The following is a 26,189-nucleotide window of genomic DNA, read 5'->3' as shown; positions in this document are numbered from 1 at the left end:
AAAAATACTATTCATAATCAATTTTGAAATCCACAACCTTCTTTTTTCTGTTTGCAATTATTTTAACGGTGAAAGTGTTTTCTGCCGAAAGCAAAAATACATATAAAGGCTATAGCAGCAAACCTGTTAGAGATACTATTATAAAACTGGATACCATTAAAGACAGGAAACTGCTTAAAGGTAAAAAAAACACACGTAGCTCATCAGCCAAAAACACTGCTGCCAAAACGGATACCACTCAAAAGAAAGGTGATATACAATCTGAAGTAAAGGCTGTTGCGGAAGATTCTACCCATGTAGATAACGAACACGATATTTTATATTTATATGGCCGTGCCCGGGTTACTTATGAAGATTTTGAACTTGATGCCGATTTTATCCGGGTTGACCAAAAAAATCACGTCATATTTGCCCGAGGAAGCATTGATCCACGAACGCACCGCTATATAGGCCGACCTATATCTAAACAAAAAAGCGAAAAACCGGTATCTTCAGACTCGCTCTTATTTAACTATGAAACAAAGAAGGGAAAGCTGTATAACCCTGCATCGGAGCAGGATGGTAATTTTATATCCGGCGGTCAGGCAAAAAAACTGAATGAAACTGAAGTAGCCTATCGTAATGTCATATTCAGTACCTGCGATCTACCATACCCCGAAACCCACTTTGGTATTGTGATAACCCGCGGTATTGGCGAAAAAAACAGGATCATTTCCGGTCCGGCATATCTTGAGATCGAGGGGATACCTTTACCATTGGCTATTCCGTTTGGTTTTTTCCCGAAACCCAACCAACGAACATCCGGCGTTATACTACCCACTTTTGGTGAGGATCAGCAGCTGGGATTTAAACTCTCCAACTTTGGATATTATTTAGGCTTTAATGATTATATAGATCTAACCACCACAGCTACTGTATATTCTAAAGGATCATATGAGTTAAATAGCGTTATGCGTTATTTAAAACGATATAAATATACCGGTAATCTTGCCTTAAGTTTTGGATCGCATAACTACGGCTTACCAGGCGATCCATCCACAAAAGACGTGCATATTGACTGGACACACTCTCAGGATCCCAACGCTAACCCTGGCTCTACTTTTAGTGCGTCGGTAAATGCGGGTACCTCCGGGTTTTTCAGGAATACAAGAGGAACAACCAATGTAAATACCATTGCTACAAGTAGCTTACGTTCAAGTATATCCTATGGCAAAACCTGGGCTGGTACACCGTTCAATTTAAGTGTAGGTTTGTCCCATAGCCAGGATATCGTGAATAAAACCATCACTATAGAATTACCAACCGTAGCCTTCGGTATGTCGTCCATAAACCCATTTGATTCTAAAGATAGGGTTGGCGAGCAAAAATGGTATCAGAAAATTACCGTAAGCTATAACATGACGGCCACTAATAAGGTAAATAACATCCCGGAGGCTGAGCTCTTTAAAAGCGAAACCCTTTCAAAACGCTTACAAAATGGTTTCCAACACCAAATACCGGTGAGCTTGGGCCTTAACGTGTTAAAATACTTTCAGTTTAATAGCAGTATTAACTATACCGAGCGTTGGTATTTTCAAAGTATAACCAAAAGGTTTGAACGCGGAAGTATCAGCAATTCCGACCAACTGATCACCGATACCGTACCTGGCTTTAAACGGGCTGGCGAATATAGTGTCAGCACCGGATTATCTACCAAATTGTACGGGCAGATCAATTTTAAGCATGGAAACTTGAAGGCTATCAGGCACGTAATGACGCCCTCCATCAGTTTTGGTTACCGCCCGGATTTTTCTGATCCAAGTTTTGGATATTATAAAACCGCGGTAAGTAGTGCTACCATACCTTATCCTTATGCTTCACAAAAATATTCGATTTTTGATGGAGCTGTTTATGGCGGACCTTCGCCGGGTAAGCAAGCCGGACTTAACTTTAGCTTAGATAATACTATTGAAGCCAAGGTGAAGGCGAAAAGCACAGATACATCAGGTACAGATCGTAAAATAACTATTCTACAGGGCTTATCGTTCTCAACCTTTTACAATTTTGCAGCGGATACTATGAAGCTTTCGCCCATAACGTTTTCAGGGCATACTGCAATTTTTAATCAAAAATTGAGCATTAGTTTTCAGGGCACCTTTAATCCGTATGTGACGGTAGTTCGCGACTCCATTCAGAATAATAACATTGTAAGATATAGCCAGCTTATCAACCGTTATACCTGGCAAGACGGTAAGTTTCCGCAATTGGCAAACGTAGGTATATCCATGAGCGGCAGTTTAAATTCAACAAAAGCCGCGGCGCGCGGTACCCCGGGCGCGGTAAACGGTTTGGCTAATCTTACACCAACCCAATCCCAGCGTTTGGCTTTGGTAAACAGCGATCCGAATGCTTATGTTGATTTTAATGTACCATGGAACATTAACTTTAACTATAGTTACAGTTACACCAATTCATTAAACACGGTTACAACGAGTAATACGGTTCAGATAAGTGGTGATGTGAATGTTTCGCCTAAATGGAAGGTGCAATATTCAACCAATTATGACATTAAAGCTGGAAAATTGGGAAGCGCTACATCGTTTTCCATTTACCGCGACCTGCACTGCTGGGACCTTTCTGTTCAATGGATTCCTTTTGGTTATTTGAAGTCATATAATGTTACGTTGAAGGTAAAATCAACTATATTGCAGGATCTGAAACTGAGTAAGCGAAATGATTACACCAACAGTGGAACTTTTTATTAATTGAAATGCTGGCAGAAATTATTACTATAGGTGACGAAATACTTATAGGTCAAATTGTAGATACAAACTCGGCCTGGATGGCCACCGAACTAAACCAAATTGGCATACGCGTAAAACAAATATCTTCGGTATCTGATGATCGTGAACACATCCTGAAAGCTTTGGCCGAGGCTGCCAATCGGGTAGATATTGTTTTTATAACTGGAGGCCTGGGGCCAACCAAAGATGATATCACTAAAAAAACATTAGCAGAATATTTTAATGTTGAACTGGTTGAGGATCCGGAAACATTGGAGCATGTAAAGGGTATTTTTGCCCGGTTTAATCGGCCCTTGATTGAGGTGAATCGCTTACAGGCTTATGTACCTGCGAATTGCAAGGTAATCTTTAATCAAAACGGCACGGCGCCTGGCATGTGGTTTTATGAAAATAAAGTTACCTATATCTCTATGCCGGGAGTGCCTTTCGAGATGATGTATATGATGACAGAACGGGTGTTGCCTCAGATAAAAGAGCTGTTTCAGTTACCTGTTATTATCCACAAAACTATTTTAACCGTTGGTGTTGGAGAATCCTTTTTGGCCGAACAGATAGCTGATATTGAGAATGACCTGCCAGCGCATATCAAATTAGCGTATCTACCTAAATTAGGTATGGTACGGTTACGTTTGAGCGTATTTGGCGAACATGAAACAGGTTTACAGGAACAGGTAGACCAATTTGCCAAAAGGATCATTGAACGTATAGGTGCAGCTTTTGTAATAGATGAAGATATAGCGCTTGAAAAAGCCATACTGGATAAAATGCAGGCTCAAGGATTTACCTTATCGGTTGCCGAAAGCTGTACCGGTGGTTATCTGTCACATTTGTTTACCCAGCATCCCGGTTCTTCCCTGGTGTTCTTAGGTGGCGGGGTGACTTATGCATATGAGCTAAAAGAGAGTGTTTTGGGGGTAAAACATGAAACTCTGGTGAATTTTGGCGCTGTAAGTGAGCAAACCGTAAAAGAAATGGTGGAGGGCGCTTTGAAAAATTTCAAATCGGATTTTGCTATCGCCATCACAGGTATTGCCGGCCCCGATGGCGGTACTGAAACCAAACCTGTTGGTACTGTGTGGATTGCGGTTGCCGGCAATCAAAAAATGTTAATAAAGAAATACACATTCGGTAATAAACGTCGTCAAAACATTGAAAGGAGTGCGGTAACTGCGTTATCAATGTTGAATACTTTACTCACATAAATTGTAAAGTACTGATCGAAATTCCTAATTTTGGGAGAGAAACTATAATTTTAGAATGGCCAAATACCAACTATTATTGCCAAAAATGGGTGAAAGTGTTGCTGAAGCAACTATAATTAAATGGACAAAAAATCCAGGAGATCATATAGACGCAGATGAAGCAGTAATGGAGATAGCAACAGATAAAGTTGATTCTGATGTTCCGTCTCCCGTGGCTGGTAAACTTGTAGAACAGCTTTACAAAGAGAACGATGTTGTTCAGGTAGGATCGGTTATCGCTATTATTGAAACCGGTGAGCCTGATTCAAACGAAGCCGAAACGCCAGCAGCTGTACAACCTGTAGAAGAACAAAAAGCAGCTGAAGAACCGGCTCATATACCAACACCAGATCCTGTTGCAGAAACAGTACAAAATGAAGAGTCACTTGTTTCGCCTGAATCCATAGCCATACCAGGTTTGGATCAACTGGAGAAAAAGAATATTTCTGCCGAGGCCCCTGCATTTAAAAGTGAAGGGCGTTTTTACTCTCCATTAGTACGAAATATAGCCAGCCAGGAAGGTATCAGTACCGACGAACTGGACAAGATACCTGGAAGTGGTTCTGACGGACGCTTAACCAAAGATGACCTTTTAAGCTATCTGCAACATAAACAGAAGCCATCTACTGCTCAAAAAGTAGAAGAGCCGATACAACAACAAGCTCCGATATCATTTAATGCTCCTGTAGCAGCTTCTACAAGTGCTTATACGCCTCCACCAGTTGTGGCACCAACTGCTGAACCAGCTAAAGCAGAAGAGCCGCAAAAGTCTGCTACTTCAGTATCTGGTGCAGATGAAGTTATTGAAATGGACAGGATGCGCCGTTTAATTGCCGATCATATGGTCATGAGCAAGCAAACTTCACCGCACGTTACTTCATTTGTTGAGGCCGATGTAACCAATCTGGTATTATGGCGTGAGAAGGTTAAGAGTAGCTTTGAAAAACGCGAAGGCGAAAAAATAACTTTTACACCTATTTTTATCGAGGCTGTTGTAAAAGCTATCAAAGATTACCCAATGATCAATATTACTGTAAATGGTACCCAGATCATTAAAAAGGCGGCTATTAACATTAGTATGGCTACTGCTTTGCCAAGCGGCAACCTTATAGTACCTGTAATTAAAAAAGCCGACGAGCTAAATTTGCTGGGCATTACCAAAGCGGTGAATGACCTGGCCAACCGGGCCCGTATTGGCAAATTACAACCCGATGATGTAAAGGATGGTACATTTACCATTACAAACGTAGGCTCATTTGGTAACGTAATGGGTACACCTATTATTAATCAACCACAGGTAGCTATATTGGCCGTAGGTGCTATCAGGAAAAAGCCTGCGGTTATCGAAACAAAAGAAGGTGACATGATCGCTATCCGTCACATGATGTTTCTTTCGTTATCATATGATCACCGTGTGGTTGATGGCGCTTTAGGTGGATCATTTGTGCGCCGAGTTGCCGATTACCTGGAGCAATGGGATTCGAACAGAGCGATATAATTTAACTTATATAGATAACAGAAAAGCCGGGTATTGCCCGGCTTTTTGTTTGTTGAAAATCTAAATATAAGGATATTACCCCTTTAATATTTTAGCCTTCTCGCCGTCAAATTCTTCCTGCGAAAGAATACCTGCGTCTAATAGCTCTTTTAAATCTAAAAGGGCTTGTTTCTTGCCCGCCATATCATTTTGAGGAGTTGTAGCAGCCTGCTCTTGTGACTTAGCAAAGGTTGGATTTGTACCATTGGCCGGACTACTCTTTAATAAAAGCTCTGTAATTTCATTGTAGCCTTTAATATTCGAATAATCAATTGCTTTTTGCTCTTTAGCATTTACGATAGAAGCATCAGCGTTGTTTTCAAGCAATAGCTTTACCATATCTTTTTTGCCATTGGCGGCAGCATAATGGAGGGCGCTGTTACCACTTTCATCCTGCACGTTTATTTGAGCGCCTTTATCTAACAACAATTTGATCATACTTAAATGACCGCTTTTGGCAGCTACATGCAACAGGGCTTCACCTCCGTAATTGTAGGTATTGCTTAATGAAAAATTACTATCCGAGGCCAGGTTATTGGCAGATTCAACCCAATCGAGGTATGAGTACATGGAATCGGTACTATCATTTACTGGTTTGGCATAATTTACATCAACTCCATTATTCAAAAACAGTTCAACAATCTCTTTTTGATTATTTCCACAAGCATACCAGATAGGCGATAGCCCATTTTTTGAGGACACAAAAACATCCGCTCCTCTATCTACCAATAATTTAGTAAGCATGCGATTGCTATCATAACAACTAATTAAAAGTGCCGATTCCCCGGCATGGTTCACGTGATTAATATTAGCCCCATTATCAAGCAAAAGCTCAATCATAGGTATGTTTTTTGATTTTGCTGCATATAACAATGGCGAATTGCCCAATTTATCAGTAGTATTTATGTTGGCTCCCTTGATCAATAATAGTTTTACAATTTCCCTGTTACGCCATCCAGCGGCCACCAATAGCGGAGTTTCAGTCGCGTTATTTTCTATATCTACGTCCGTATCCGCTTCTACAAGTCTCTCTAAAACATCAATCTGCCCGTTGATGGCGGTTAAATGTAATAAACTGTTTCCTTTAAAATCTTTAATTGATGTTTTGGCGCCCTTATCCAGGAGATAAAGGGCTGTTTGTTTTTGTTTCTGCAATAAGGCAAAATAAAAAGGTGTTTCTCCTGCGTGGTCTTCGTAATCTAATACTGCACCTTCATCAATTAGTATTTTAACCAGATCCAGAAAACCTTGATGTGCTGCATAATGCAAGGCTGTGCGGCCTTTTTCGTCGGTATATTTTACATCAACTTCTTTGTTTTGTAATAAAAGCTCGGCAATTTTTCTTTTCCCGCTTTCGCAGGCTATGATAAAGGACATAGACATATTTAGGTAGATTTAATAGTTCAAAGATTATTTGCGGTTAAGCATTCTGTTGGTTTTTCATCAGTAGTTCAACCGTTTTGATCTTTAGGTTATCATCTGATGCAAGCATTAAAGCGGTTTGATCTTTATTATTGGTGATATCGGCATCCGCACCATTTTCAAGCAGCAATTTTACCTTTCTATAAGTTTCTTTTGCTTTTCGTTCCTCATAGTTAACGTTATAAGCACAAACCTTATGTAGCAGGGTATTGCCTTCATTATCTTGCCGGTTAATGTCTAAGGCCCCGGTGTCAATAATAGTTTGTAAAACGGCAGGGTCTTTTTCGGGAATCAGATTAATAGGAGTGGTGGGGCTTTGATAATAGAAGCTTTCATGATACAGATCCGCTCCATCATTGATCAGTTTGGATAATAACTCAAGCATGCTTTCTGATGGACTGTTCATCATCCTCATATATTCAAATAGCAAGCTTACCTGATTTTTGTTTAACAAGTCAAACTGTGGGCTATCATATTCACGCAATTTGTTATACAAGTCTAGATTAAGTTGATGGGCCACGGCATAGAAAAAAGCGGTATTGCCATCTTTATCTATATGATTCGGATCGGCACCGTTTTGCAGCAACAGATCGATGTATTCTTTTTTATTGCGTTCAATGGCAGCAATCAACGGTGTTTTTCTGACAATATTAGCTTCATTGATATCCAGACCTTCATCAATAAGCAAGGATAAATAAGCTAATGAAAATTCAGGTTCCCTTGAATAGGTGTTAATAACCTGATGGAGCAGATTTTCTTCCGCGTTATTTTTGAAGTTGATGCTACAACCTGCTTCAATTAAAATTTTGATGTGCTCCAATTTTGCGGCATTTTCAAAAAAATAGCTCAGCAGCGTTTTGGCCGCGACTTCATCGTTAATATTATCGAATTTGGTGATAAAATCCCTGAAGAAATCATTGGATTCGCTTTCGTCTGATAAATTCCGAATTATACTTGCAAAGATGCTTTTGTCAAAACTATCGTACTCATAGATGTCTGTTTCTATGGTTTTATCTTTTACAAAATAGTTCAGTATTTGAAACTGTTTATCCCTTAGCAGTTTGTCAAAAATTTGTGATTTATTAAAGTCGAAGATCGTTTTTGAGAGTTTTTCACCGTTTTTTATTGATTCCAGGGCAGCGGCATAGTCGCCAGATTGAAGCATTTGTTCCAGCATAAATTCAGTTTTCTACCATTGCTTCAATATTTATACCAAATTATAGCTGTATGCCGATAATAATTTGATAATTAATTAAAGTTGGGAAAGAGGATTTACTTTACTAATTCAAAGCCCCAGTCTTTCCCTTTGTCAACGGCAGGCACCCCTTTAGCCATCCAAACCGGCATTGGTGCACCTTTTAAAAAATGATCAAAAAACTGTTGCTCACGTATAGTGATGTCCTTGCGATTTTGTCTCAGTACCAGGTTATGTGCTTCGCCATTGTATTGCAAAAGCCAAACAGGTTTACCCAGGCGGCGCAGGGCAGTAAACATTTCTATTCCCTGGTACCATGGTACAGCGCCATCAGCATCATTGCTCATGATCATTACTGGTGTTTGTACTTTAGGCAGCTGAAATAGCGGTGAGTTTTCTATATATAACTCAGGTTTTTCCCATAAAGTTGCACCAATACGACTTTGTGTTCTTTCATATTGAAATTGCCTGTTTACACCCGATTCCCAACGTATACCACCATAAGCTGATGTCATGTTGGCTACCGGCGCACCCGCCCAGGCAGCAGCATACATATTGGTTTGGGTGATGAGATAGGCCACCTGATAACCTCCCCAGCTTTGTCCCTGTATGCCGATGTGAGCGGCATCAACCCATGAGTTCTTCTTAAGGGATTCTACACCTGAATTGATATATTCAACCGCTGATGCACCCGGATGCCCGGTTTGATAACTGATATCGGGTGCAAAAACCAAATAGCCATTACTTACAAAAAAAGATATCGGCAAGCGCGATGGAGTAGGAGCGGGGGCTACGTAACTAAAAAGTCCTTCGGATAGTTTTTCATAAAAATATACGATCATCGGATACTTTTTAGCCGGGTCAAAATCTTCGGGCTTATACAAAATACCCTCCGAATGATAACCTTTAGGTGTTGTCCATTTCACAAGGGACGCTGTTCCCCAGTTGTAGTTGGTTTGCTGCGGATTAATATCGCTTAGTTTGATTTCTCTTTTTAGGTCGGTTGATACATATAGATCAGGAGGCAGTTCATAGCTGCCTTTAGTATAAATGTAGGTGTTGGCATTTTTCGCTTTTAACAGATCGCCATAGCTCATTAGTATCATGTTTACCTTTTCCGGAACTGAGCTGCTTTCCGGATACTTAGTGTAATATCCCCACTGTTTATTCACCTCATTTTGTGTTTGCAACCACATTTGCTGCTTTAGCGGGATGAACTTCTGCTCAGGGTCGGTAGCATCATATCTGATAATGAATTTATTTTTGCGACCGATGCCATTGGTAAAGTTGGTAACAGCACCTGTAGCCGGGTCAATTTTCCAGATATCATAGCGGTCGTATATCAGAACTGCTTTGTCGCCTTGTAACCAGCCCGCGAGACCGTAATCCGAGGCATAATCAGGGACGTCATTTAACTCGTCGCCCATTTTTGTTCCAATGGTAGCTGTAAGATTGCTTTTTTGACCATTGGCAATGGTATAACAGAACCAGTTTTGCTGCTCCAGATCAAACCAGATCACGTATTTTCCGTCGGGAGAGATCCGATATCTTGCCCTCGAGCTCGCATTGATAAGGCGCTTATTACCGCTTTTGGTGTCGATCAGAATAGCTTGTTGTTTGGTGCCGCCTTGCCACTGGGCCTGGATGCGGGCACCTGTATCAGTTACTCCTAAAACGTAACGGGCATCTTTATTTTCGGCAACCAGTACTTCCTGTATAGCCTTACTGCCCAATTGCAATGGCTTCGGTTCTGCTTCGTTGAGTTTTATAACTGCCAGATAGCTGCGTTTTAATTCTGTTTGCAGGTTTTTTAGTTGCTGTGGCTGTAGGTAATCATCTTTGTAATTCCAGATGTCCAGCTTGGCCACTTCAAAATCTACAATAGTAGTATCAGCAGGTTTTGGGATAGGAGCGGTTCCAAAAAACAAGTTGCTGCCGCTTTTACTAAAGTAAACTTTCCCATCGCCACTTACGGCCCATTGCTGTGTAAGGCTTTTTGATCCGGCCTCTGCTATAATTACCGCGCTGTCGCGGCCACTGGTATAGTAATAGAGTTTAAAAGGCTTAACCAGTGCTTTTTCAGGATTCTTTTCGGCTGTGAAAGCCAGTTGTTTACCTTCATCATCGATAGTGATATTGCGGTAATTACCACGGCCTGTGCTTATGGTCTTGAGAACGTTTTTATCAATATCATATACATACATACCCGACTTAACATCTTTCTGTTTTGCGGGCGCTGTAACGGCAAACGCCAATAGTTTTCCGTTCTTACTTACCTGGTAATCGGTTGCGTATTTGAATGTTCGGGTTGTACTGGTGCCTAACTTGTTTATGGTTAAATCGGAGCCATCATGTGTTGAGGGGGCTATAGTAGCGCTTACAGCTTTTTTTGAGGTATCGTTGGGTAACGGTTTTTTAATAGTATCGGCAGTGGCCAAATAGGCTACAACTGGCGCGTTTGTAGCGAGTTTGAACGACCGGATAGCGGGCACTTTGCTAATCGATTGTGAGCCGAGCGTAATGATACCCAGCGTATCTTTGGGAAAATCCGCCTGTTTTTTCTTTTTAATTTTGGCTTCACGAATGGTTTTATAAAATGGCCGGATCAGGAAGGTAACAAATTTGGAGTCGCTACTGAAACTGGCGGTATCTGCGCGGGGGACCTTTATTTTAGTGGTGTTAGCAGTATTGGTGATCACCAACTCTGCATCTCCCTGCTGTGGTTTTACTACATAAAATATCCATTTACCATTATTGCTGATGTGTTGGTTACTAACGCTTTGCCACCCATCAAAAACGGTGTTATCTAAAGGCTTTTTGGCTATTTTTTGAGCGGATACATTAAGAAAAATGAAAACTGAAAATAGCAGGAGTAGGGTTTTACGCATAAGTAACTTAAGTAAGAGTTAAATATGCTAAAAACACGGCATTTATAAAAGTTTAGCTACAGGAAAGTTACAATAAAGCTGAAAGCAGAAGGCCCAAAGCGTAAAGCGATAGGGCATAGGGCCAGACCCTGGGTAGACAAAAGTGGGTTTACATGGTTTACACTTTTTATGGTTAATTTGTTTTTAATTAATTGATTATAAGTGTATTGTTTATTTTTTTATCATAAAAGTGGGTTTACACTGTAAACCCACTTTTATGTGTCAGAGTTATCTGCGACAGATCCTGAGAGAACTGTAAAAGTTTATATCATCGCCTTATTCAAAGCCTTGATAGCTTCTTTAAAATCTTCGCGGGCTATCAGGAACTGGATGTTGACCTTGCGCAGGGCGAAACCGCAACTCTTTATATTGATGCCTTTTTGAGCCAGCGCTGTTGCTGATTTAGCCAGCAAACCGGGTTGATCCATGTTGGAACCAATGAGACAAACCATAGCCATTTTTTCTACGGTTACTTTCTCATAATCGTTTTCAAGCTCCTGTATCAGCTTTTTATTAAAATCCTTATCCCATATCACTATCGAGATACTATTGGCACTGGTGGCCTTAAAAGTATAACTCACGCCGAATTTATAGAACAGCTGCATGATATGGAAATCGGTACCAACGTTACCTACCATTGATGGGTCGTAAATGTCGATCATCATCACACGTTCTGTGCCCGTAATTACTTCAACCCGTTTTTTATCGCAGATATATTCGCGGGTTATCAGTGTGCCCGGATGCTCTGGCTGAAAGGTGTTTTTGATGCGAAGATCGATATCATGTATCTCCAATGGTTTTGATGCTTTGGGATGTATCGCTTCCATGCCTACATCTGCCAGTTGGTCGGCTACATCATAATTGGTATTACCCACAGGGAAGCAATTCTCCACACCAACCAGTTCAGGATCGGCGGTACACAGGTGATATTCTTTATGAATGATGGCTTCCTGTGGTTTAACAGCCACGGCTATTTTACTAAAAGTAACCTCAGAATAGCCCCTGTCAAATTCCCGCATGATACCTTCAGTACCTTTGGTATAGCCAGTTACAATAGTGATCGTACTCCCAAAATCAATATGTTGCAGGTCTTTCTTAATGCGTTGGTCTATGGTGAAAGAGCGGTGGTCATGAAAGCCGCTCAGGTCAACAAACGTGGCATTGATACCCATGTTTTGCAGGATATTGGTAAAGTTAAAAGCCGAATGGCTTTCGCCGATAGATGCCAGGATCTCGCGGGCAGCCAGCAAAACATCGTCTTTATTTACATAACCTGAAGCCAGGATATTAGCTATGTTTTCCAGGTAGGTTTGGGCATCCTTAAGGCGTTGTTCAATAAATTTATCAGCCTCGGCGATGTTCAATCCGAGGCTCTCGTAACTTTTATTGATCTGTTTTAGTTTTACGATGAGCGCCTTAAGCGGTTTGTGAAAATCTTTATAAGTAGCCAGTTTGTGATAAACACCCGGCGCACCGGTTTTTTTATTTTCGAGCAGGAGGTTGGTTACCCCTGAAAAGGCCGATACGACAAAGATGCGATTGTACAATTGTTGCCCGGAACGTTCAAATAGGATGATGTTTTTGATGACATCATTTAAGGCGGTCATAGAAGTGCCGCCGATTTTTTCGACTGTTAACATTTTTAAGAATAAACGCTTTTAGCGCATATGTGCCAAAACTGTACCATCCATAAAATAATGGCCTTTTAGTTGATATGGCGCGTTTAAGGGATTGGTTTTTAGATTATTGTATTATATGTGTTATTTAAGCCGGTATATCATATTGATACACCGGTTATCAAAATAAAAGAATGTTTGCGATATACTTATTCGTCCTTCTTGTAAAGGTCGCCTGCCTTTTCGGCCGAAAGCTTAATGCCCTTGATCATGGCCGAACTAAAACCATTGTGCTCCATTTCATTTAAACCAGCAATGGTACATCCGCTTGGTGAAGTTACCTTATCGATCTCCTGCTCCGGATGCGACGATAGCTGCAGCAGCAGATCAGCAGCGCCTTTGGCAGTCTGAGCGGCCATTTTTAAAGCGTCGTGTGCATGGAAACCTATCTCAGTACCACCTTGTGAGGCTGCACGTATAGAGCGAAGGAAAAACGCTATACCACAGGCGCAAAGCGCTGTTGCCGATGTCATAAGCTCTTCATTGATCTGGATGCTCATACCCACGGTATCAAACATAGATTTTACCAGGTTTATATTTTTATTAGTGCCGTTATCTGTAGCAATACAGGTCATAGAATGGCCAATAGCTATAGCCGTATTAGGCATGGCTCTTATTACCTGCACATTCAAATCAAGCTGCTGGCGGATATCGTTGCAGGTAACTCCGGATATCACAGAAATGATCAACTGTTTTTCGGCTTTTATAGCTGGCCTTATTTCATCCAGCAGTTTATTAAGCTGTTGAGGTAATACCGCTAAAACAATAATATCGGCTTTTTTTACCGCTTTGGTATTATTGTCGGTAGTGTGATACCCCAATTGAGTGTACTCTGCCAGCGCCGATACATTCCGACGTGTGAGGGAAATTTGCTGGGGCTTGCAAATATTTGCTTTTACCAACCCTTTGGCTAATGACAGCCCGATGTTACCAGAGCCTAAAATGGCTAAATGCTGTGATGAATTCATGCGTTTTTACTTAAACGTGTTCCAAATGGTTTATTTTCTTTTAATTGTCCCAGGTCGTCAGATTTGCCTATGATCACTGCCTTTACGCCACATGCAATGGCGGTAAAAGCGTTATCCAGTTTGGGCAACATACCGCTGTGTATAATACGCTGGATCTTTAGTTCTTCATAACGTACCGGATCGATCTCCCTGATCAGTGATTCTTCATCATCAATATCCTGAAGCACGCCTTTTTTCTCAAAGCAATAAATAAGCGTAGTTTCATATAATGATGAAAGCGATACCGCCAGCGCCGAGGCAATAGTATCGGCATTGGTATTTAATAACTGACCCTCACCATCATGCGTCAACGCGCAAAAAACAGGGGTGAAGCCTGCCTGCATCAAACGACTTATGTTTTCAGGGTTGATGGAATTTTCATCAATATCGCCTACAAAACCATAATCAATGGTTTTTACCGGGCGCTTTTTGGCCCGTATAAAATTGCCATCGGCCCCGGTAAGACCAATAGCATTATTACCGAAGCGTTGTAGCTGCGCCACTATATTTTTATTGATCAGGCCTCCATATACCATGGTAACTACTCTCAGCGTTTCAATATCGGTAATACGCCGGCCATCTACCATCTTAGCTTCGATGCCTAATTCTTCGGCAATTTGAGTGGCAACCTTGCCTCCGCCGTGCACTAATATTTTAAAACCATCCAATCCTTCAAAATCTTTTAGAAAATGATACAGATTTTCGGAGTTATCAATTACGTTTCCTCCTATTTTTATGATGTACAAGCTTTTATTTTCTTGTAACTGTGTAGAATTTACTGAAACCGTATCAATTTTACCCATTATTAATAGTAATATAACCCTCTTGATGTTAAATTCCTATTAAATTAAACAGGAATCTGCTAAAAATATGAATTTATAGTGTATTTTATTCAAAAAATGTTAAAAAATGATTAAAGTATTATCTATGTAACTTTACAATTTGATTATGAAATAATTAGTAATATTGAAATTTTAAGGCATTAAACTTGCTATGAAGTTTTCCTATGGATCAAAAGAAAAGTACTAAACCCCGCGTAGTTATTGTAGGAGGAGGATTTGGAGGCCTGGAATTAGCCAAAAATCTAAAAAAGGCGCCTGTAGATGTGCTTTTGCTGGATAAGCATAATTATCACACTTTTCAGCCTTTACTTTACCAGGTGGCTGCCGGCGGTATAGCTGCTGATTCGATCGGTTTCCCTATCAGAAGGATATTTACCAAACAAGATAACTTTAGGTTTGCACTGGCCGAAGTGGAGCGCGTAAATCCGGAAAATAATACACTCACTACTAATATAGGTACTATTTACTATGATTACCTGATCATTGCCACAGGGTCAAACACCAACTTTTTTGGTAATAAGGAAATAGAGCATTTTGCTATGCCTATGAAAAATATTCCTGAAGCGCTTAACCTGCGCAGCCTGATACTGCAAAACCTGGAGATGTCATTAATAGCTAAAGATCCGGAAGAGAAGGCGGCATTAATGACCTTTGTGGTAGTAGGAGGTGGCCCTACCGGTGTTGAACTTTCCGGTGCTTTGGCAGAAATGCGCCAGCTGATATTGATGAAAGATTATCATGGTTTGCGTAAACATAGTATGAAGGTTTACCTGGTTGAAGGTAAAGCCGAATTACTTGCTTCGTTTTCACCAGGTGCATCTGCAAAAGCTAAAAAATTCCTGTTGGATATGGACGTAACCATATTTAATAGCGTGCATGTGCAAAGTTATAATGGTACCGAACTGAAAATTGACGATGGTACTACGATATTAACCCGTAACGTTTTGTGGGCCGCGGGTGTAAAAGGAGAGGTTCCCGAAGGAATGCCCGAGACTTCTATCACCAAAGGCAATCGTATCCAAACGGATGGAATTGGCCGGGTAAATGGCTATGCTAATATCTTTGCGATAGGTGATGTATCGGCAGTAATTACAACTGATACACCAAATGGGCATCCCGGTGTGGCTCAGGTGGCCATTCAACAGGGGAGACACCTGGCAAATAACCTGGTTCGTTTGATTAATAACGAAGCCATTGTGCCCTTTAAATATAACGATAAAGGGTCATTGGCGACTATTGGTCGAAACAAAGCTGTTGCCGATCTTGGTAAAATTCACCTGCAGGGATTTATAGCCTGGGTGATATGGGGGGCAGTACACATCATGTCATTGGCTGGTTTTACCAATAAAGGAACTATATTTTTTAGCTGGGCCATATCCTACTTTACCAAGAACAGTGATAACCGCCTCATCATCCGTTACTTTGATATTAAGACCCGGGCGATAGATCCGGAGCCAAAGTAAGATTGCTTATCAGGAGAAAATTACTGTTTGGATTTAGTGAGCTTCATGTATTCAGCTATCTCATTTTCAGTGGTATTTGTACTTTTACTTAAAGTATTGATGATGTTTTCTTTTTCCTGCTCACTGCGGTTTTGACTTAGCTTCTTTTTGGCTTGCAGGTCATCTACTATAATTTCAAATCCTACAATCCCTTTCATCATTTTTTGCTTATAGTCATCAGGCAGGCTATTCCACTGCTGTAAGTAATTCTGTTCATAGTTGTCAATAGTACGGGCAAGCAGATCGGCAGTTTCATTGAGTAAAGTTACTTTGCCATACGCATGTACTGCCAGATAGTTCCAGGTTGGTACATGGGCTTCCTTTTCGTAGTTAGCGGGAGATATGTAGGCATGAGGTTCGGTAAATATCACCAGTGCATTTTTGCCTGCTATTTCTGTAGCCTGTGGATTGGCTTTAGCAAAATGCGATGATAAGACCAGCTTATCATCGCGTTGTTCTATTATAAATGGTAAGTGAGTAGCAACCGGTATATCATCAACAGATGTAATTATAGTGGCAAAACTGTAACGTTGCATAAAGCTGATAGCTTCTTGCTCGTTTTCGAATTTGTTGAATGATGGGATGTACATAATAAAGAATCAAGATTATGGGATCCAAGATACAAGACATCTGAACCAACTCATCTTACAAGCTTTCCAGCATTTGTTTTAATACTGCCTGGGCAGCCCAAACCCGGTTGCCGGCTTCGTGTACCACTACCGAGTTTGGCCCGTCCAGTATCTCATCTGAGAGCTCCAGGTTACGACGTACAGGTAAGCAATGCATTACTTTGGCGTCGTTGGTGATCTTTAATTTTTCGTTCGTCAGCATCCACTCTTCGTTTTTACCCAGGATATTACCGTAGGGCTCGTAGGCCGACCAGTTTTTTACATAGATAAAATCAGCGCCGGTTAGTGCTTCGTCCTGATCATAAATTATGTTTGCTCCCTGTGTAAAATCGGCACAAAGCTCATAACCTTTGGGTTGTGCAATGGTAAAATCAACGTCGGCTTTGCACATCCATTCCGCGAACGAGTTGGGCACTGCCTGTGGAAGCGGTTTAATATGCGGAGCCCAGGTTAGTACCACTTTGGGGCGTGCCGTTGTTTTTAATTCTTCAATAGTGATCAGATCAGCCAGGCTTTGCAGGGGGTGACGTGTGGCTGATTCCAGACTTACCACAGGTACTTTACAAAAAGCTACGAACTTGTTGAATATCATCTCGCTATAATCTTCCTCGCGGTTCCTTAAACCCGGAAATGAGCGTACGCCAATAATGTCTGCATACTGCCCCATAACACCCGCGGCTTCGCGGATATGCTCTACTGTGCTGCCATCCATGATCACGCCGTCACGGAGCTCTAAAGCCCATCCTTCCTTATCAATATTAAGTACCATCACGTTCATCCCAAGGTTAAGGGCTGCCTTTTGGGTGCTCATACGGGTGCGGAGACTTGGGTTTAAAAATATCAATGCCAAGGTTTTATTTTTACCCAGATCCTGGTTGGCGTACGGATTTTGTTTAAGCTTCAAGGCCTCCTTTACAAGAGCATTGATATCAGCAACATCATTTACAGAAGAGAATAGTTTCATTAGCCCGGATATTTAATAGCGAATTATTGGTTTAAAACATTTACAAAAGCCTCTAAAAATCTGTCGGCATGTGCTTTGGTCAAATTTAAAGCAGGTAACAACCTTACCACATTTGGTTTAGCTTCGCCTGTAAAAATATGGTGTTTAAATAAAAGGTCTTTACGTGCGTTTGATAGTTCCTCCGGCAATTCAATACCAATCATCAAGCCCCGCCCACGTACTTCTTTAACCTGTTCCAGCTTATTAAGCTCTTTGATCAGGTATTCGCCAATGGTTGCCGCGTTTTGCATCAGGTTATCCTGCTCCATCACTTCCAATACAGCTAAACCTGCGGCACAGGCCAAATGATTGCCACCAAAAGTAGTACCCAGCATACCATAAGCAGGCTGTATTTTAGGGGAGATAATTATGCCACCAACCGGGAAACCATTACCCATGCCTTTAGCCATGCTGTAGATATCGGCATTAACACCGGCAAAATCTTGTGAGAAGAATTTACCGGTACGTCCGTAACCGCATTGAACAGAATCGGCAATGAAAACGGCGTTATGCTGATCACATAACGAACGGATCTTTTGCAGGAAACTTTCGGGAGCCACCTGTATGCCGCCAACACCCTGTATACCTTCGATAATTACCGATGATATTTCGTTCCCCTGATCGGCAAAGGCTTGTGCTAAAGCGGCTTCATCCGCCCATGGCAAAAATATTACATTGTCTGTCTCGTTTATAGGAGCAACGATCTTAGGATTATCTGTAACCGCAACCGCCAAAGAGGTACGACCGTGAAACGCCTTTTTAAAAGCGATCACCTTCTTTTTGCCATTGTAAAACGATGCCAGTTTCAAAGCATTCTCGTTGGCTTCGGCACCTGAGTTACACATAAATAACTGGTAATCATCTTTACCAGACACCTTACCTAATTTAGTTGCTAACTCTTTTTGAATAGGGATCTCGATAGAATTGGAATAAAAACCCAGCTGATGTAACTGGTCTTCTAACCGTTTTACATAATGCGGATTGGTATGCCCAATGGATATTACCGCATGACCGCCATACATATCCAGGTACTCGATATCGTGATTGTCATAAACCAGACTGCCCTGGCCTCTTACTATATTTATGGGGTTAACAGGATATACGTCGAATAAATTCATATTTGAAAAAGATAATAGATAAAACTTAAATTAATAAAGCTGCAATTGTGGCGAAAAGCTTAAAATGCGGTCGCCTTAAGTCGTAGCCCTGCGCGCTCATCTAAGCCAAATAACAAATTCATGTTTTGTACTGCCTGGCCTGAGGCCCCTTTAAGTAAATTATCCAGTATGCTGATGATTAATAGTTTGCCCTCGTGCTTGCTCACCTGAATAAAGCATTTGTTGGTGTTTACAATTTGCTTCAGATCGATGTTGCGATTGGTTACATGCGTAAAAGGGTGACTTTCATAGTAGCTTTTATACAACTCTAAAGCTTTCTCTTCACTCAGGTCGCTTTCTGTATACATCGAAGCTATGATACCACGGGTAAAATCGCCGCGATAAGGTATAAAGTTGATGGCTTTATTGAAATCGCCTTGTAACTGTTTTAAAGACTGACCTATCTCATTTAAGTGTTGATGATTAAACGCCTTATAAACAGATAGGTTATCATTACGCCAGGTAAAGTGAGAAGTCGGGGCTAAGCTTTGGCCCGCACCGGTTGAACCGGTTGTAGCTGCCACATGTACCTCGTTGTTTAATATGCCTTTTGAAGCCAGGGGCAATAAGCCCAATTGCAGGCAAGTAGCAAAACAACCCGGATTAGCAATATTATCGGCTGTTTTGATGGCTTCGCGATTTAACTCAGGTAGTCCGTATACAAAGCTTTTATTTTTGAATTTCGAGCTTTGAGTCAGCCTAAAATCCTGGCTTAAATCGATTATCTTGATGTGATCAGGAATAACAGTTGATTCCAGGAATTTCTTAGCGTCACCATGACCAACACACAGAAAAAGCACATCGATGGCAAATGACAATTCACCGGTAAAACGAAGATTGGTATCGCCAAAAAGATCGGTATGAACTTCGTAAATGTGATTGCCGGTATTGCTGTTGCTGTGTACAAACGCTATCTCCACATCGGGGTGATTGATCAGTATACGCAGCATTTCGCCACCAGTATATCCCGCGCCGCCTATAATTCCCGCACGTACTTTATTTGATGTTGATCCTGTCATGGTTTGTTGATGGATAAGAATATAAAATAAATTCCAGGTCGCTCCGGTCGTTATTACTGATAAAATGCTTCTGACCAGGCAATATTTCTATTCCTTGTTCTGGCTTTAATTCAGTCACGTTACCGTCGATGGTGAAGGTGGCCCTGCCTTTTAAAATAAAGAATACCTGTGTGGCTTTTTCGTGGTAATGTAACTGCTCGGCTGTATCTGGCGGCATTAATTCCTGTTTAACAGACAATGCCTCCGTATCAATAAAAGTCCAGCCGTGACAGTCATCGCCCCAATTATAATGCTTTAGACATTCGCCCTTTGAAAAAGCTGTATTAATCATTCTGTGATTGATTATTAACCTTGTGATAGATCATGACCTGATTGCCAAATATCTTAGAGAACCCTTTTACATCCTCGCCAGACCATGAATTATTCATTTCGCCATAGCTGCCAAATTTGTTCGACATCAGGTCGTGCTCCGACTCGATACCTATGATCTGGAAGCGATACGGGTGCAGTTGTACAAATACCTTGCCGCTTACGTTTTGCTGGGTGTCGCTTAAAAAAGCCTCCATGTTACGCATAATAGGGTCGTGGAACTGTCCTTCATGCAGCCAGTTGCCATAGAAAGTAGATAATTGATCTTTCCAGGTCAGCTGCCATTTGGTTAATACGTGTTTTTCTAAAGTATGGTGAGCCTTGATGATCACCATTGGAGCCGCAGCTTCAAAACCTACACGACCTTTAATGCCGATGATGGTATCGCCCACGTGAATATCCCTGCCAATGCCATAAGGCTGGGCAATAGCCTGTAAAGCCTGGATAGCTTTTGTTGGATGATCATATCTTTCCTTATCAATACCCACCAATTCACCTTTTTCAAAAACAAGTTCCAGGTTTTTCACTTCCGATTCGGTAACCTGGGTAGGCCATGCTTCTTCGGGTAATCCTAAGTTTGAGGTAAGGGTTTCTTTACCACCTACAGATGTTCCCCAGATACCTTTGTTGATAGAGTATTTGGCTTTTTCGAAATTCATATCAACACCGTGTTTTTTCAGATAGTCGATCTCTTCCTCACGGCTCAATTTTAAGTCGCGGATAGGGGTGATGATCTGCACTTCTGGTACCAGGATGTTGAAGATCATATCAAAACGTACCTGATCATTACCGGCGCCGGTACTGCCATGTGCTACATATTCGGCGCCTATTTCTTTGGCATAGTTGGCTATGGCTGTTGCCTGGCTTACGCGCTCTGCACTTACCGAAAGGGGATAAGTATTATTTTTTAAAACATTACCATAAATCAAAAAGCGAACGCAGGTATTGTAAAAGTTCCTGGTTTCATCAACCACGTGGTGCGAAGTAACGCCCATTTTGTAAGCACGTTCTTCAACTCCTTTTAATTCTTCGTCGCTAAAGCCACCGGTGTTTACAATAACGGAGTGAACTTCGTAACCAAGATCCTGTGTTAAATAAATACAGCAAAATGAGGTATCTAAACCTCCGCTGTATGCTAATACTACTTTTTTCTTCATCTTTTTTTGAGCTTAAAGCTAAAAGCGGAAGGCTTAAAGCTTTTTCTTTTCAATTTATATGTATTTGTTTTATAGATTTATTTTAATCGTGATCTTGCCCTATTCTTTTCTTGATGGCATTTTCAATACGCTCCAACAGAGTAGCTTTGTGGGTGATCCTTTTCATTTTTTCTTCGTCCTGCTTTTGTTTTTCGGCCGGATCAAACAGCATGGCGGTGCACATGCAGTTTTTACGTTCCTTGCTCATTAAAATATCATAGTTGACACAGCTTTTGCAGCCGGCCCAAAAGTTCTCATCCTGGGTAAGCTCTGAGTAGGTAACGGGTTCGTATCCCAATTCGGAATTGATCTTCATTACGGCCAGACCGGTAGTTAAGCCGAATATTTTGGCCTCGGGGTATTTAGTTCTGGAAAGCTGGAAAATACGGTGTTTAATAGCTTTTGCCAGCCCAGCTTTACGAAATTGGGGGTTAACTATAAGGCCAGAATTAGCCACAAAATCGCCGTGGCTCCAGGTTTCAATATAGCAGAAACCGGCCCAGGTACCATCCTTGTGCAGGGCTATAACCGCTTTCCCTTCCAGCATTTTATTGGCTACGTACTCCGGGGAACGCTGCGCTATACCTGTGCCCCGGGCTTTGGCCGATTCGGCCATTTCAACACATATTTGAGGTGCATAGTCCACATGTTGTGCAGTAGCAACCTGAATATCAAAATCTTGTATGGTCATTAAAATAGATATTACCGTTAAATTAATTGGCTTTTAAGGCCTTAATAATTAGATGGTTTTTAAAAGAATAAGTTTAAAAACTTTCTTCTTTCGAGGGGTTTTGTTACAGGAAATTAATTCAAACCCGTGGCATATAGGGCCTTCGTCGGGGAGGGCAGCATAAAAAAACAGTTGAAACCAAAGCAGCGGCAGCCGGAGCAAATGTTGCTCTTATTGCGGGCTTATTTAAGCTTTGTAGATTCATTTTTTTGTGGTATTACTGTGTTTTTAATTTGGGTGCAAATTATTGCATAAATTTTTACTTATGCAAGAAAAAAATGATTTAATAACGATAAGATTATATTCCGTTTTTTATGAGTTATAAAATACTGATGATCGGATACCATAACCGCGGACTTTTTAAACCTTTAATTTTAACACTTTTTTAGTCAAAAACAGGGTAAAAACGTGTGACTTTTACCCCATTTAACTAAATTTTAACGCTGTTTTAACACTTTTTAACAAATTTTTGATGTGTTTTGAAAGGTTTAAAAAGTATTAAATATCTGATTGTCAAATAACTAAATTAAAAATGATCTATTTTTGAGCTGTTTTATCCTTAACTAAACAGCCCGGTTCTCTTTTATCCAGAGAACCGGGCTGTTTAATGATATAAATATACTCAAATTTTTTGTCTTTTCAAAGCTTGCTTCCCTGTGGAGGTAGGGATGGTAATAGAGCTTTTAAAATTAGGGTTATTTCTTTTCTTCAAACTTATCCAGAACAAATCTCAGCTTCTTGTCAGGGTCTTGTACGCTTTCGGCGGTCAGGGTAACTTTCCCGTCCTTGCCTTCAATGGTGAGGCGGTAATCTTTTTCACCACCCCCGTCTTCATCGCTAATGGTGGTATTGATCACCGATTTTCCTTCCTTAAATGGGGTTTTCCAATCGCAGGTGTTTGATTTGATGGTTCCCGTAAGGGTTTGCTTTCCGTTTTCAATATTAACCGAAATTTTCTTGTCGATTATCTCGATAACGGTTTGCTCATCGACAGCCCGCTCCAGGTTATTACTACCATCCAGGTGTTCTGTTTTTGAGGTTACCAGGCTTAATTTTTTGTCGCATTGTGCCAGGCACACGGTACTGCCGGCCAACAATAGGAGCAGTGCAATAATGGTTGATTTCATGGTTTTTGCTTTATGTGGTTTAAAACTTACATAAAGATAAGTGTTTTAAATAGTAATATGCAATGCATAGTACTATTTAATAAAATAAAAAACTATAACTATCTGATAATGAATATATAATTTATTCAGATGTGTATTTTTTGAATAAGAAAAGGTTGATCAGCGCTTACTTACGATATCATTGATGATCATATCAGCGTGGATACGCGAGTTTTCGATAAACCATAGGTGGGTATCTAAACCGCCACAAACTACACCGGCAAGGTACAGGCCTGGCAGGTTAGTCTCCATGGTTTCGGGGTTGTACTGCGGAATGAATTTATCTTCAGACAATACTATGCCCAGCCTCCTGAGGAAATCAAAATTGGGTTTATAGCCCGTCATAGCCATTACATAATCATTGGGGATAGTTACCAGGCCATCAGGCGTTTGGATATCTACCTCATGTTGGCGGATGGCCTGCAGGTTGGAATTAAAATAGGCTTTGATGCTTCCTTCTTTAATACGGTTGATGATATCGGGCCGTACCCAGTATTTTACCCGGTTGCTTACTTCGCTGCCGCGGATCACCAAAGTAACTTCGGCGCCTTTACGGTAGGTTTCTAACGCTACATCGATAGCCGAGTTGCTGGAGCCCACCACCACTACCTTTTGCAGGGTATAAAAATGCGGATCCTGGTAGTAGTGTTTTACTTTGGGCAGATCTTCGCCGGGAATATCCAGGTTAACCGCTATATCATAAAAGCCGGTGGAAAGGATCACCCTTTTAGCCTCATAAGTAGCTTTGCTGGTAGTTATAGTATATGCTCCGTTTTGTGGGGCAACATTAGTTACTTCCTCAAACAGGTTGATAGGTAAATGGTTGGAAAGTGCTACCCGGCGGTAATACTCCAAAGCATCGGCACGGGTTGGTTTGTTGTGTACAGTTACAAAAGGTACCCCACCGATCTCCAACTTTTCTGAAGTAGAAAAAAAGGTCATGGTTGATGGGTAATTATACAACGAATTAACCAGGCAGCCTTTTTCAATAATAACAAAACTTAAACCGGCTTTTTGAGCGGCCAAACCGCAAGCTAAACCAATGGGGCCACCACCTATAATGAGTATATCGAGCATGTTGCGAAGATAGGCAGTTTAAGGTTTTGGAGGAAGTAATATCGAATAATGAATTTTGAATGACAGATGATAAAGTGAATATTCAGCCTATGGTCGGCGGTGCATGGTGCGGTGATAACACCGACCAGGGGCTAATTGCATGTTTATCCAGATTATCCAAAAGCAATTGCCCTTTCTTAATGCTTTTTCATAAGTTTATAATTCCAAACTTAATCACATGAGAAAAACTATTCTTGCTTCTTTAATTTTGCTGTCCTCCTGCGGACAAAACAATAATTCATCGTATTCGACCGATGCAACCCAAACCGAGGTCTCTGACGCATACAGCAAGATGCACATCGTTTTTGAAGGAATGCCCGACGAAGATAAAATTAAACCAATGATGGAAGCGGTCATCAAAATGTATAATCTGCCTAATACCGATGATCAGGCGCTGAAAATAGGCAATATGCTATATGTATTAAGAAAAGAAAGTAAGGTAGGAGTAACAGAAATGGATATTCTAAAAGATATTTACCAGCATGGCGACACAACAAGTATTGGGCTGGGGGAACAAGGTGCTATTTCGGCTACTATGCTTGAAAAGAGTAAATAATTAAATAATATTTCTACCAGTGGTCGATGTTATCATCGTAAACTATTTTATAATGCTTTAAAACACCGTGGTGTATGGTGCGGTTATAACACAGACCATAGGCTAATAAATTAATAACTATGCCTGACGAAGCAAATATTAATTACAGAGGCAAGGGCTTTTGGATACCAGAGTCTTTTATTGAAGTATTAAGCCAATATATCTGTGAAACATTCGAGAATATAGGTATCAATAGTTTGTCTCAGAATTTACAGAAGCTGTATGGACAATGTGATGCTAATCGATCAGGGGCGTACGCAAACATGGTAGATATATTTTTAGATGGTTTAGTTGGCAGCGAGGCTGACAAAGGTGTATTTATTGATATTTTAGGGCAAACAAAATCATTGCTTGTAGCCAAAGGCCCTGAACTTAGTATTCCAACGTTAAATGAATTTGAAGAGAATAAAATAGATGATTCTTTTGTTAACAAGTGGGTTTTCCCTATTAAAATAAGCAGTCTGACTGCAACTATCGATATTATTATTCAAATGTTAAATGGCACATGGGATTCTGATAATTATAGCGTTTATTTCTCTGGGTTTCCAAACCCAATTGGGAGGCCAGAGATATGAAACTACTTACTGGAGCACACGTGTCGTGTTGTCGTCGGTGTTATAACCGCAGCGCTACTGGCAAAGAATCTTATACAATTGATATATCCCTCGTAAAAGATCTCTCCTCATACCTCGTTCGAGATGACAGTTTTGTGTTTGGCTAAATATCTTTTGTCATGCTGAACGGAGTGAAGCATCTGTTGTACATCAGGCATATTGAAGAAGATCCTTCGCTACGCTCAGGATGACAGCCGGTTTATTTGTGGTTGATGTGGATGCCGAAGTAAATTTCGTTATTCGATATTGGTCATCCGGTGTTCGATATTCGTCAATCGACGGTGCGCAGGTGGCTCGACCAAAATTTAGGGCATAAAAAAGGGTAAGCTACTTTTATCGCGCCGCTCAACTCTCTACCCTTGCTGTGTTCCCACCCTGGGGGAGTTCAAGAGGAGCTGGCCGTAAAAGACTTACCCCGGCGCAAATATAGAAAAAGGTTTGCTTATGGTTAATAAATTGTTAA

General features: G+C 40.9%; 21 protein-coding genes and 1 other RNA gene. 6 read left to right on the top strand and 16 right to left on the bottom strand.

Annotation, left to right across the window (positions count from 1 at the left end):
• Window positions 1-23 precede the first annotated feature (23 nt).
• From AC57BQ_RS09125 to AC57BQ_RS09115, 3 genes are read left to right on the top strand one after another with little or no spacing between them, the layout of a single operon-like run.
• Window positions 24-2,744, top strand: a complete 2,721-nt coding sequence (locus AC57BQ_RS09125) for a putative LPS assembly protein LptD (RefSeq protein WP_496405972.1) — start codon at window positions 24-26, stop codon at window positions 2,742-2,744.
• 5 nt (window positions 2,745-2,749) lie between these two features.
• Window positions 2,750-3,985, top strand: coding sequence for a competence/damage-inducible protein A (locus AC57BQ_RS09120; RefSeq protein WP_496405971.1), 1,236 nt, complete (start codon window positions 2,750-2,752; stop codon window positions 3,983-3,985).
• A gap of 55 nt (window positions 3,986-4,040) precedes the next feature.
• Window positions 4,041-5,522, top strand: coding sequence for a dihydrolipoamide acetyltransferase family protein (locus AC57BQ_RS09115; RefSeq protein ID WP_496405970.1), 1,482 nt, complete (start codon window positions 4,041-4,043; stop codon window positions 5,520-5,522).
• A 75-nt stretch (window positions 5,523-5,597) separates the two neighbouring features.
• Here AC57BQ_RS09115 and AC57BQ_RS09110 read toward each other — a convergent pair whose 3' ends face one another.
• The 6 genes from AC57BQ_RS09110 to argB all read right to left on the bottom strand — a co-directional run bounded on the left by AC57BQ_RS09110 (window position 5,598) and on the right by argB (window position 14,591).
• The gene (locus AC57BQ_RS09110; RefSeq protein ID WP_496405969.1) at window positions 5,598-6,938 is read right to left on the bottom strand and encodes an ankyrin repeat domain-containing protein; all 1,341 of its coding nucleotides are present in this window, start codon (window positions 6,936-6,938) and stop codon (window positions 5,598-5,600) included.
• 43 nt (window positions 6,939-6,981) lie between these two features.
• A complete protein-coding gene (locus AC57BQ_RS09105; protein ID WP_496405968.1) occupies window positions 6,982-8,160 on the bottom strand; it encodes an ankyrin repeat domain-containing protein in 1,179 nt (392 codons plus the stop codon).
• Window positions 8,161-8,255: 95 nt separating this feature from the next.
• Window positions 8,256-11,066 carry a S9 family peptidase gene (locus tag AC57BQ_RS09100; RefSeq protein WP_496405967.1) on the bottom strand — a complete coding sequence of 937 codons (2,811 nt, stop codon included), beginning with the start codon at window positions 11,064-11,066 and terminating at the stop codon, window positions 8,256-8,258.
• Between the two features lie 302 nt (window positions 11,067-11,368).
• Entirely contained in the window at window positions 11,369-12,745 is a 1,377-nt protein-coding gene (locus AC57BQ_RS09095; RefSeq protein ID WP_090468009.1) for an aspartate kinase, read from the bottom strand.
• Window positions 12,746-12,930: 185 nt separating this feature from the next.
• Entirely contained in the window at window positions 12,931-13,749 is an 819-nt protein-coding gene (proC, locus tag AC57BQ_RS09090) for a pyrroline-5-carboxylate reductase (protein ID WP_496405966.1), read from the bottom strand.
• Window positions 13,746-14,591: an acetylglutamate kinase gene (gene argB / locus AC57BQ_RS09085; RefSeq protein WP_496405965.1), complete on the bottom strand. Its 846-nt coding sequence runs from the start codon at window positions 14,589-14,591 to the stop codon at window positions 13,746-13,748. The genes proC and argB overlap by 4 nt, the downstream gene beginning before the upstream one ends.
• A 203-nt stretch (window positions 14,592-14,794) precedes the next feature.
• Between argB and AC57BQ_RS09080 the strand changes: the two genes are divergently transcribed.
• On the top strand, window positions 14,795-16,093 hold the full coding sequence (locus AC57BQ_RS09080; protein WP_496405964.1) for an NAD(P)/FAD-dependent oxidoreductase: 1,299 nt from the start codon (window positions 14,795-14,797) through the stop codon (window positions 16,091-16,093).
• 20 nt (window positions 16,094-16,113) lie between these two features.
• Here the strand turns inward: AC57BQ_RS09080 and AC57BQ_RS09075 are convergent, their stop codons facing one another.
• The 9 genes from AC57BQ_RS09075 to AC57BQ_RS09035 all read right to left on the bottom strand — a co-directional run bounded on the left by AC57BQ_RS09075 (window position 16,114) and on the right by AC57BQ_RS09035 (window position 24,478).
• Window positions 16,114-16,722: an FMN-binding negative transcriptional regulator gene (locus AC57BQ_RS09075; RefSeq protein WP_496405963.1), complete on the bottom strand. Its 609-nt coding sequence runs from the start codon at window positions 16,720-16,722 to the stop codon at window positions 16,114-16,116.
• A gap of 55 nt (window positions 16,723-16,777) precedes the next feature.
• Window positions 16,778-17,725: an N-acetylornithine carbamoyltransferase gene (locus AC57BQ_RS09070; RefSeq protein ID WP_496405962.1), complete on the bottom strand. Its 948-nt coding sequence runs from the start codon at window positions 17,723-17,725 to the stop codon at window positions 16,778-16,780.
• Between the two features lie 23 nt (window positions 17,726-17,748).
• Complete coding sequence (locus AC57BQ_RS09065) at window positions 17,749-18,882, bottom strand: aspartate aminotransferase family protein (protein ID WP_496405961.1); 1,134 nt, start codon at window positions 18,880-18,882, stop codon at window positions 17,749-17,751.
• 59 nt (window positions 18,883-18,941) lie between these two features.
• Window positions 18,942-19,940, bottom strand: a complete 999-nt coding sequence (argC, locus tag AC57BQ_RS09060; RefSeq protein WP_496405960.1) for an N-acetyl-gamma-glutamyl-phosphate reductase — start codon at window positions 19,938-19,940, stop codon at window positions 18,942-18,944.
• On the bottom strand, window positions 19,918-20,271 hold the full coding sequence (locus AC57BQ_RS09055; RefSeq protein ID WP_090467993.1) for a cupin domain-containing protein: 354 nt from the start codon (window positions 20,269-20,271) through the stop codon (window positions 19,918-19,920). Before AC57BQ_RS09055 ends, argC begins: the two co-directional genes overlap by 23 nt.
• A complete protein-coding gene (gene argG / locus AC57BQ_RS09050; RefSeq protein ID WP_496405959.1) occupies window positions 20,264-21,466 on the bottom strand; it encodes an argininosuccinate synthase in 1,203 nt (400 codons plus the stop codon). Before argG ends, AC57BQ_RS09055 begins: the two co-directional genes overlap by 8 nt.
• Window positions 21,467-21,548: 82 nt before the next feature.
• Entirely contained in the window at window positions 21,549-22,196 is a 648-nt protein-coding gene (locus AC57BQ_RS09045; protein ID WP_090467989.1) for an N-acetyltransferase, read from the bottom strand.
• Between the two features lie 734 nt (window positions 22,197-22,930).
• Entirely contained in the window at window positions 22,931-23,362 is a 432-nt protein-coding gene (locus AC57BQ_RS09040) for a hypothetical protein (protein ID WP_496405958.1), read from the bottom strand.
• Window positions 23,363-23,521: 159 nt separating this feature from the next.
• On the bottom strand, window positions 23,522-24,478 hold the full coding sequence (locus tag AC57BQ_RS09035) for a YpdA family putative bacillithiol disulfide reductase (RefSeq protein ID WP_496405957.1): 957 nt from the start codon (window positions 24,476-24,478) through the stop codon (window positions 23,522-23,524).
• Between the two features lie 217 nt (window positions 24,479-24,695).
• On the opposite strand from AC57BQ_RS09035, the gene AC57BQ_RS09030 reads away from it, so the two are divergent.
• Complete coding sequence (locus AC57BQ_RS09030; protein WP_496405956.1) at window positions 24,696-25,073, top strand: hypothetical protein; 378 nt, start codon at window positions 24,696-24,698, stop codon at window positions 25,071-25,073.
• 119 nt (window positions 25,074-25,192) lie between these two features.
• Window positions 25,193-25,687, top strand: coding sequence for a hypothetical protein (locus AC57BQ_RS09025; protein ID WP_496405955.1), 495 nt, complete (start codon window positions 25,193-25,195; stop codon window positions 25,685-25,687).
• A gap of 356 nt (window positions 25,688-26,043) precedes the next feature.
• Here the strand turns inward: AC57BQ_RS09025 and ffs are convergent.
• An RNA gene (ffs, locus tag AC57BQ_RS09020) (signal recognition particle sRNA small type) lies at window positions 26,044-26,142 on the bottom strand.
• Between the last annotated feature and the right edge of the window lie 47 nt (window positions 26,143-26,189).

It is taken from the genome of Mucilaginibacter sp. BGA-UO-ETr-C110, from assembly GCF_059567985.1.
Note: the sequence above shows the minus strand (reverse complement) of the source record. Positions and strands in the feature narration are given on the sequence as shown.